The organism is Psychrilyobacter sp. (assembly GCF_049671765.1).
Taxonomy (GTDB): domain Bacteria; phylum Fusobacteriota; class Fusobacteriia; order Fusobacteriales; family Fusobacteriaceae; genus Psychrilyobacter.
Map to the genome: position 1 here is coordinate 1 of NZ_JBATVM010000045.1, position 2,475 is coordinate 2,475.

General features: G+C 34.2%; 4 protein-coding genes. All 4 read left to right on the top strand.

Annotation, left to right across the window (positions count from 1 at the left end):
• Positions 1-1,080, top strand: a 1,080-nt coding sequence (locus tag WBG30_RS01990) for a terminase gpA endonuclease subunit (protein WP_424502967.1), incomplete at its 5' end; no start/stop codon positions are given.
• A complete protein-coding gene (locus WBG30_RS01995; protein WP_424502968.1) occupies positions 1,080-1,319 on the top strand; it encodes a hypothetical protein in 240 nt (79 codons plus the stop codon). The genes WBG30_RS01990 and WBG30_RS01995, both read left to right, overlap by 1 nt.
• Before the next feature lie 9 nt (positions 1,320-1,328).
• The gene (locus tag WBG30_RS02000) at positions 1,329-1,997 is read left to right on the top strand and encodes a Rha family transcriptional regulator (protein WP_424502969.1); all 669 of its coding nucleotides are present in this window, start codon (positions 1,329-1,331) and stop codon (positions 1,995-1,997) included.
• Positions 1,998-2,006: 9 nt separating this feature from the next.
• Positions 2,007-2,475, top strand: a 469-nt coding sequence (locus tag WBG30_RS02005; RefSeq protein ID WP_424502970.1) for a phage portal protein, incomplete at its 3' end; no start/stop codon positions are given.

A 2,475-nucleotide genomic window follows, 5' to 3' on the forward strand; every position in this document is an offset into this window, starting at 1 on the left:
TGTCCACACTGTGGAGAATATCAAAAGTTAGAATTTTCAAATATCAAAGGGGTAGATTCAGATCCTGAAACAGTAACTATGATGTGTGAAGAATTTGGAGTCCTAGCTACAGAAAAAGAATGGAAAAAAGGGAACCAATCCAAAGGGAAATGGAAACACAAATATAAATCAAGAAAAGAAAAATTAAGCTATCACCTAAATGCACTAGCTAGTCCATGGAGGACATGGGAATCAATAGTAAAAGAGTGGCTAGAGATCCAAGGTGATATAGAAAAAATAAAATCATTTAAAAATACAGTATTAGCAGAAACATGGGAAGAACAAAATATTAAAACCATTGACTATAAAGATCTATATGCAAGAAGAGAGCACTATAAAGCAGATCTCCCAGATGGAGTATTAATTGTAACAGCAGGAGTAGATATCCAAGGTGACAGAATAGAAGTAGAAGTAGTAGGTTGGGGATTAGGACATGAAAACTGGGGGATAGTATACCAAGTTATTCATGGGAACCCATCCAAACAAGAGATCTGGGATGATTTAGATGAATTTTTACAAAGGGAGTTCACATTTGAAGATGGAACAGCTCTAAAGATCTATGCAACTTGTATAGATACAGGTGGTCACAATACCCAAGATGTATATAACTTTGTATCACCTAGGGACGAAGATAGAATATTTGGAATTAAAGGTCAAGGTGGGATAGTACCAATAGATAACGGATTTAGAAGAACTAAAAATGGTGAGATAGATCTTTACTCAGTAGGAGTCAATGCATTAAAAGATTCAACTATGGGTAAATTAAGAGTTAATAAAAAAGGTAAAGGGTATTGTCATTTTCCTAAAAATGTAACCAGAAATTATACTGAAGAATATTTTAAAACTCTAACTGCTGAGGTACGAGACCCTAAAACAAATAAATGGACAAAGATAAGAGATAGAAACGAGGGGTTAGATTTAAGAAACTACAATGAAGCTGCACTAGAAATATATAAATATGACATGAATATATTAGCTGCTTTAACTCGTGAGCAATTAAGTGTGCTATCTAGAGTTGGATGTCTAGAAGAGGAGGATTAATGAGTAATATTACAGGAATAACCTTGGAAATGTGCCAGGTTAAATTAAAGATGTATTTGGATGCTGAAGAAAAGGTCTTATTAGGTCAGGCATATAACATTGATGGAAAAGAAGTAACTAGAGCAGATCTAGGAATGATTCAAAAAGGAATAGAAATATGGAGTAACAGATGTAGAAAATATGGGAATCCTGAAGATGTGGGAATGACAATAGAAAATGTAAGACCAGGAAGACATTAGGAGGGAAATATGAAATTAATAAAAACAGATGAAAATATAACAATGACAAGTAGAGACATTTCAAAATTAACAGGAAAGAATCATGCAGATGTAATGAGAGATATCAGAAATGAGTCAAAAAAACTTGGTAAAAAAATAGCACAAAGCATATTTGCTTTGTGCTCATATAGGGATGAAAATACTCGAAAAAGAGATCAGTATACCCTCACTAAAGATGGTGTGATGCAGATCGGTGCTAGATATGATGCGAAAATTAGATATCAATTAATTCAGAAGTTAAAAGAATTAGAAGCTGGGCAACCAAAATTAAGTTTAGCAGAAACTTATCGGCGAATGGCAGATCAAATAGAAGAAAATGAAACTTTAAAATCTCGTGGAAATCTAATGATGTTACAAAGAGAAGATAGCTCTTTCAGGCATATAAAAGTAGTTTTAGCGGACAACAGAGCTTTAGAGGAAGAATTAGTAGATGCTCAAAAAGAACTTGGGATCTTAAATAAATATTATACAGTAACCAGAGTACAGAAAGAATTTAAAAGAACATTCAAATGGCAAGAACTAAAGAGTAGAAGTATTGCACTAGGTTATGACATAAAGAAAGTTCCTTGCCCGAGGTATGGAGAGGCAAATGCATATCATTCGGATGTATGGGGCGATGTATATGGAATGGACCTTTAGGAGGATGTGATGGAAATATCATTAAAGAAAATCTTTCCTGGATTAGCAGCTAAGAGAGTAATAGCGAAAGCTCGCCTTTATGATGCGGAGAAAACCTATGAAAATGTGCTTCAGTATCATAACCATGGTGCAGGAAATCAAAATGCTATGGATTATGATGATGAAATAAATAGTGCTGATGTGGATATAGGGGAGTCAAAAGATATTCTTATGGCTAGATCTAGAGATGAATTTATGGGAAATGCCATAGCTAATGGTGCCATAAAAAGAATCAGATCCAATGTTGTAGGAGTTGGAATAAAACTAAAAGCATCTATAGACAATAATTTTTTAGGATTAGAGCAAGAAAAGAAAGAGGAGATAGAAAAAAACATAGAGAACCTATGGAGAATGTGGTCGGGATCTACAGAATGTGATTGGGGTAGGCAATCTAAACTAAGTCATATTCAATCCCTAGCTCTCCTAACCTCTCTAATTG

What these genes read in the sequence shown, in the direction of transcription:
- WBG30_RS02000 (WP_424502969.1), top strand. Translation starts at nt 1,329, where the DNA reads ATGAAATTAATAAAAACAGATGAAAATATAACAATGACAAGTAGAGAC.
- WBG30_RS01995 (WP_424502968.1), top strand. Translation starts at nt 1,080, where the DNA reads ATGAGTAATATTACAGGAATAACCTTGGAAATGTGCCAGGTTAAATTA.